Below are 6,714 nucleotides of genomic sequence, written 5' to 3'. Positions count from 1 at the left end.
GTAGCCAAGAATTTTATATCTTGGCTTATTTTATTTATTCATTTACAGTAGCTAAACAACTCTACTTGCATATATAATGAAAGTAGACTGCACTAAATAGCATAAAAACATTAATAAACATGGATATTAAAATTATACAGTTATAATATTTTATAAATTTTACACTGCATACTATAATAGAACTACTGTGATCCTGAAATATTCAGTCCAATAAACAATTCCCCTTGCTACTTTTATGATTATTTTATAGCGGGGGCTTATTATATGTATATACGACTTGAGTCATCCGAAAAATGATGAATTCGAATATTGCAGTAAAAAGCGTTATTTAGGAGGTGTTACTATGACGCATATACTGGTGATTGAAGACAACCCAGATATACAAGAACTTATTCGTGAATTTTTAACTGCCCAAAATTTTATCGTTGATGTGGTTGGCGCTGGAACGGAGGGTATTCTTCTTTTCCAAAAAAATTCATACGACCTTGTCCTCCTTGATGTAATGTTACCAGATATAGATGGTTATAGTATTTGTAAAATTATGCGAGGACAGTCTGATGTACCAATCATTATGTTAACAGGCTTACATAATGAAGAGAGTGAAATTAAAGGGTTTGAGTTGGGCGTTGATGACTATATTACGAAACCGTTCCATTACACGGTATTTATTAAACGCGTAGAAGCTGTATTAAGAAGGACAACAACGAAGGAATCCGAAACTGCAACTATACTACAATTCCATGAATTGATGTTAAATTCTACAGCATATGCAGCTTATGTTCATGGTAATCAAATTGAACTAACAACTAAAGAATTTGAGATTATATATACGTTGTTACAAAATCGAGGAAAAGTATTATCAAGAAGTGATTTGTTAAATAAGGTATGGGGCTATGAACATTATGGTGATGTAAGAGTTATAGATACACATATTAAAAATTTAAGGAAAAAATTAGGGATTACTTATATTAAAACGGTGAAAGGCATTGGCTACAAAATCGAAGCATAGCAAGGATAACATCACCAAAAATATTTTCATCAAAACCCTATTGTTTTGTGTTCTTTTATCAATTTGCCTGTATCAAATTATTTATTTTCTAGCTTTAAACTATGATAAGGGGCGTTATGCGAAAAACCCTGAAACGCAAACTGCGGAACATGCGGATTCAGTTACGAAAAACGAACAAAATAAAGCTGTTTCAGAGAGTAGCATCTCAAATTTCCAATCATCTATTATAGATTTCAAAACACTCTCTACGGCTATTAATCATCTTTTGCAACCTAGCCAAACTGCAAAAGCAAAAGAGAATACAGCAAATCTTTCTGGGAAAAGTAACAAAACTGAATCACATACTAAAGCGGAAAATACAGCCGCTAACACTGATTCCTTACATACACAAAATGCAGCAAAGAAAACAAACGAAACACATGATAATCCAAGTTTAGCAGATGCCTTGCAACAATTAGCTCCAAATATTGGTGCAACAATGCTTGCATTATCGCTGCTCGGTTCTTTAGTTTATACCAAACTAATTGCCAAACCTTTTCAATATATGAGTGATACTTTAAAAGATATTATAAACCTGGACTTTTCAGATAAACAATCACCTAACAAAAATACAGATCAAACAGATTTTAATTTGCAAGTAGCCGCTTCACAAGTCCCAACCATTGTGAAGAATCTACATGAAACAAATAAAGATTTACGAAATGAGCTCAAGAAAGAACAACAATTAGAACAATCTCGCAAAGAATTTATGTCTATGGTATCCCATGAATTAAAAACACCTATCGCAGCCGTTATGGGACAACTAGATGGCATGATTCACGGAATCGGTGCTTACAAAGATAGAGATAAATACTTAAAACGTTCCTACGAGATGATGCAGGATATTAACGTATTAACGGAAAAGATGTCAGAATTATCCAAAATACAAAACCCTCAATTCAAACCGAATTTAGAAGTTATTTCACTATCTAATATCATTGAGGACGTTATGAAGAAAGTAGATTATTTTATATCTGTAAAGCAATTAAATGTTCAATCTAATATTAAACAAGACGTACAAATTTTAGCTGATTCTAAATTTATTCAAACTGCTATTTTTAACATTATTTCAAATGCAATTCACTATACAATCGATCATCAGCATGTATATATAAAACTTTATGAAAAACCGAACGGTTACGCATTAGAAGTATTAAATACAGGTTCACAAATTGATGAGGACAAACTCGCTCATTTATTTGAGCCTTTTTATCGCGCTAATCCTGGAAACAACGGTTTAGTACAAGGTAGCGGTCTTGGATTATATATTGTAAAACAAATACTAGATAAACATCAGTTTCCTTATGGAATACAAAACACACCTCAAGGTGTAAAATGCTCAATTGTCTTTCCGAAAGCAATGTAAACTACTACTATAATTTCATACCCCAAACTCATACTTCGTATGAGTGGCGGAATTTTGTAGAGTCTCGTACTCTGTTTCGTTCGCCCGTTGTCCTTATTAGGATAACGGGCGTTTTTTATTTATCCCGCTATTTGCCGGGCAGTAAACGCCCAATTGGTGAGGGCTGATAATCAGTGGGGATGAACAAAACCCCCACTGATTAAAGTTTCACTTTATATAAGGAGGTTTTCTCATGGAGAAATTTAAGTATTCATTACTAGTTTTATTCGGCGCTTGTAGCTACGGCGTACTTTCAACTATTTTTAAACTCGGATTCATCGACGGATTTTCAGCACACCAACTACTAGGAGGACAATATGTCTTCGGATGGATTGGACTCCTTTTACTCGTTCTTTTCTTTTCACGTCATAAAGTATCAAAAAAACAATTCTTTTCGTTACTAACAGTCGGAACAACTATGAGTATGACTGGGATTTTCTACGCTATTTCTGTAGAAGAACTACCAGCCTCTATCGCTGTCGTTTTACTCTTTCAGTTCACTTGGATTGGTGTAGTCATCGAAGCGATTGCTAATCGAACATTCCCAAGCCGTGAGAAAGTTATATCTATTATTATTTTATTTACTGGTACATTGTTTGCGGGTGGAGTATTTGAAGGTCTTGGACAAAATTTTTCGACGAAAGGTATTATCTTCGGGCTATTAGCTGCCGTCTCTTTCTCATTCTATGTATTTGCAAGTGGGCGCGTTGCTACAGATGTTCCGCCTTATACGAAAAGCTTTCTTATGACAACGAGTGCTACTCTTATTGTATGCTTATTTTTCCCGCCTACCTTTTTAACGGATGGCGCTTTACAAGCAGGCCTATGGAAATATGCTTTCTTCCTTGGACTGTTCGGGGTTATTATACCTGTCATTTGTTTTTCAATTGGCGTACCAAAAGTAGGAACAGGACTTGGTACAATATTAGGTGCAGCTGAATTACCAACAGCAATTATCGCTTCTATTACACTTGTTCATGAAGTTGTAACGCTAATGCAGTGGATAGGAATTGTGTTTATATTACTCGGTATTTTCACACCACAACTACTTACTGCTAGGAAAGAAAAAAAACATAATCGTGTGCATAGTGCATAGAAAAAGACCTTTCATTTACTTGAAAGGTCTTTTTTCTATATCTCACTTTACCGCTCCATATAACTTCTCTACCTCATGTTCAATTTGTTTTACATCAATTCGTTCAAATAATGGCTGCACGCTATCAATTCTATTCGGCAACGTATTTTGAGGTTCCCAATTTCGGTTAACAATCGACAATGTGTTTCTAACTTTCTCACTTGAAAATGGTAAAAACGGTTCCAGCAGTTGTGCAAAGTTTGCTATCAGATAAACACAATTACAAATTGTTTCCTCACATGAAACTGGGTCCTCTTCTCTTTGCTTCCAAGGTTGCTTTTCATCAAAGTATTTATTTGCAAAGCGGACCGCATCAAATATTGTCTCTAGTGCCACCTTAAATTTAGTTTGTTCAATCGCCTCTCCTACACTTTTATATAATCCTTCTATCTTATCTCTCAGCTCTATATTAATATTTGCTTTTGGCACAATGCCATCATAATACTTTTCAATAAACTTCAACGTCCGATTCACAAAGTTCCCATATGCACCTAACAATTCACCATTATGACTGTAAATGAATTCACGCCATGAAAAATCAGTATCACGATTTTCTGGTGCATTTACTGTTAAAAAGTAACGAATAGAATCTGGATTATATCTTTCTAATATATCAGGTACCCATACTGCCCAGTTTTTACTTGTCGATAACTTTCTTTTTTCTACTGTTAAATACTCATTCGAAACGATATGACGCGGGATTGCTTCTTCTCCTATTCCAAGTAATACCGCTGGCCAAATGATTGAATGAAACGGGATGTTATCCTTCCCGTGTACATAATATGTTTTCGCTTCTCTATCCCAAAACTCTTGATCATCTTTCCCTGTTTCTTCAGCCCAATGTTTACTCGCTGAATAATATCCTGTCACCGCTTCAATCCATACGTAAATTTTCTTATCTTCATATCCTTCCACCGGAATTGGTACCCCAATTGGTAAATCACGTGATACTGCCCTATCTTGTAACCCTTCTTTTAAATATCTTTCTGTTAATTGGATTGCATTGTCACGCCATGTTCCTTTCTGCTTTGCAATTTCTACAGCCACTTTAATTTGCTGCTGAAATGTATGCAATGCGAAATAGAAATGCTCTGTTTCCTGTACTGAAGGCGTACTACCACATAACTTACATTTCTTTTCTAACAAATCCAGTGGATCCAAAATAGCGGAACAAGCATCGCATTGATCGCCTCTTGCTGCCTCATGACAATGTGGACAAAGGCCTTCTACATAACGATCTGGTAAAAATTGCGTACACGTTTCGCAATAAGCTTGTTCAACTACTTTTTTATAAATATAGCCTTCTTCTAATAAACGCAAAAAGACTTTTTGAACAGTTTCATGATGGTGCTCACTATCTGTACGTGTATAACAATCATACGTAAAACCAAGTTTATGAAAACATTGACTAAATTCTTCATGATACTTATCAGCAATTTCTTTCACCGTCACACCTTCTTGTTTTGCTCTAATTGTAATCGGTGTTCCATTACAATCACTTCCCGAAACATACAACACATTCTCACCTTTTGCCCGGTAATAACGTGCTAAAATATCTCCAGGTAACAAACTAGCAATATGTCCAAGGTGTAACGAACCATTTGCATACGGCCAAGCGCCTCCAATAAAAATACTCATCTTATATTCCTCCTTTAAAATATAAAAAGCCCCGCCCTTATCTTAAAAAAGATAAGGGCGGGGCTGTATAAACAGTCGCGGTACCACCTTATTTCGTCAGTCATTCACATAACTAACCTTAACAAGTACGGAGCTATTCATGCTCTTATACTGTGGTTTTGATAACGAGAACCAACTCTCGTCGCCGCCTACTATTATCATTTGATAAGTTCAGGACGAAGCTCAAAGGCCATTGTTCAAATGAAGATTCTTGCTTCTTCTCAGCTACCGAAGCTCTCTGGAAAGAATGGTTCCATTCTACTTTTCCTTTTCAACGCTTTTATGTATAACACGTATTTTACGACTTAATACCAGAAAAATCAAACTTTTTTCAAAAAAAACAGGAAATCCTACTCACTCACCGAATAACTATAAGTCCACAAAAGGAGTGATAAAATTGAATCAAAAACAACTAAGCACGATAAATGAAAAAAGTTGGAATGCAGCTGCCTATGAAGCTTGGACGAATCGTCACGGCACACCGACAGAATATGCAAAAAAGCTCATGCAAGATCCTGTTCATGAAGTCTCTTACTATTTACCTTACATACAATCTCCAAAAGGAAAACGTATTATTAATTTACTCGGGTCAAAAGGAAATAAAGCTGTTGCTCTTGCTCTTTTAGGAGCTGATGTAACAGTTGTAGATATTTCAGCAAGTAATGAAAAATACGCAACCGAACTAGCCGAAGCTGCTGGTGTCTCTATTCAGTATATCGTTTCTGATGTACTAGATTTAAATCTATCCCAATCATTTGATATCGTGTTACTGGAACTTGGCGTGCTCCATTACTTTTTAGACTTAAAGCCACTCTTTCATATAATCTCTCACTTACTAAAACAAGATGGGACATTTATACTGCGTGACTATCATCCCGTTTATACAAAATTATTAGGAGTAGATCATCCATCATTTCGAGCAAATGGAAATTATTTTGATGAAGAACTTATTGAAGATGACGTAGCTTACAGTACTCTCCTTACGGAATCACAGAAATACGCTTTACCGAGAACAAAAATTAGGCGCTGGACACTAGGAGAAGTTATTTCAGCAATGGCAGAAACAAATTTCAAGGTTGAAAAATTGATTGAAGAACACGGATCTCATCAAAGGTGGGTCTTCCCTTCTACTTCACCAGAAGGAATTGAAGAACGTATACCCGGTCTATATACATTAATTGCGACAACATGCAAAAAAGGATCCCTTCACGGATAGGATCCTTTTTTTGCATGCTTACGCATATAAGTTGAGGTTGGAGATTACCATAATTCTGTAGAATAGGACACAAGATATTTCAACATTCGTCTCTGACTTACGTCGTCAAAAAGGGGTATGACCAACATAACGAAGAGTAATGTTTCAGTTGATAGTGATAATCGTTATCAACTAATTAGAAGTATACAGGATGTTATTTCGAATTACAATAGTATTTCTTATTTTTATTTAAG

5 protein-coding genes and 1 other annotated feature are annotated in these 6,714 nt (G+C 35.5%); of the genes, 4 read left to right on the top strand and 1 reads right to left on the bottom strand.

What is annotated here, in order from left to right; translation table 11 throughout:
• The first annotated feature begins 343 nt into the window (after window positions 1–343).
• From KI356_RS08175 to KI356_RS08165, 3 genes are all read left to right on the top strand, one after another.
• On the top strand, window positions 344–1,009 hold the full coding sequence (locus tag KI356_RS08175) for a response regulator transcription factor (protein WP_212935212.1): 666 nt from the start codon (window positions 344–346) through the stop codon (window positions 1,007–1,009).
• A complete protein-coding gene (locus tag KI356_RS08170; protein WP_212935211.1) occupies window positions 987–2,414 on the top strand; it encodes a sensor histidine kinase in 1,428 nt (475 codons plus the stop codon). The genes KI356_RS08175 and KI356_RS08170 overlap by 23 nt, the downstream gene beginning before the upstream one ends.
• Before the next feature lie 232 nt (window positions 2,415–2,646).
• Window positions 2,647–3,549, top strand: coding sequence for an EamA family transporter (locus KI356_RS08165; protein WP_071748108.1), 903 nt, complete (start codon window positions 2,647–2,649; stop codon window positions 3,547–3,549).
• A gap of 42 nt (window positions 3,550–3,591) precedes the next feature.
• Here the strand turns inward: KI356_RS08165 and metG are convergent, their stop codons facing one another.
• Window positions 3,592–5,226 carry a methionine--tRNA ligase gene (metG, locus tag KI356_RS08160; RefSeq protein ID WP_212935210.1) on the bottom strand — a complete coding sequence of 545 codons (1,635 nt, stop codon included), beginning with the start codon at window positions 5,224–5,226 and terminating at the stop codon, window positions 3,592–3,594.
• A 50-nt stretch (window positions 5,227–5,276) separates the two neighbouring features.
• Window positions 5,277–5,549: a binding site (T-box leader), on the bottom strand.
• A 113-nt stretch (window positions 5,550–5,662) separates the two neighbouring features.
• Between metG and KI356_RS08155 the strand changes: the two genes are divergently transcribed.
• A complete protein-coding gene (locus tag KI356_RS08155) occupies window positions 5,663–6,481 on the top strand; it encodes a class I SAM-dependent methyltransferase (RefSeq protein ID WP_212935209.1) in 819 nt (272 codons plus the stop codon).
• Window positions 6,482–6,714: the final 233 nt, after the last annotated feature.

Source organism: Bacillus hominis, from assembly GCF_018332515.1.
Taxonomy (GTDB): Bacteria; Bacillota; Bacilli; order Bacillales; family Bacillaceae_G; genus Bacillus_A; species Bacillus_A hominis.
The sequence above is the reverse complement of the archived record's forward strand: the minus strand, read 5'-3'. Positions and strand labels throughout refer to the sequence as shown.

Excerpts from the sequence above, each read along its gene's own strand:
- KI356_RS08165 (WP_071748108.1), top strand. The coding sequence starts at position 2,647 with ATGGAGAAATTTAAGTATTCATTACTAGTTTTATTCGGCGCTTGTAGC.
- KI356_RS08175 (WP_212935212.1), top strand. The coding sequence starts at position 344 with ATGACGCATATACTGGTGATTGAAGACAACCCAGATATACAAGAACTT.
- metG (WP_212935210.1), bottom strand. The coding sequence starts at position 5,226 with ATGAGTATTTTTATTGGAGGCGCTTGGCCGTATGCAAATGGTTCGTTA.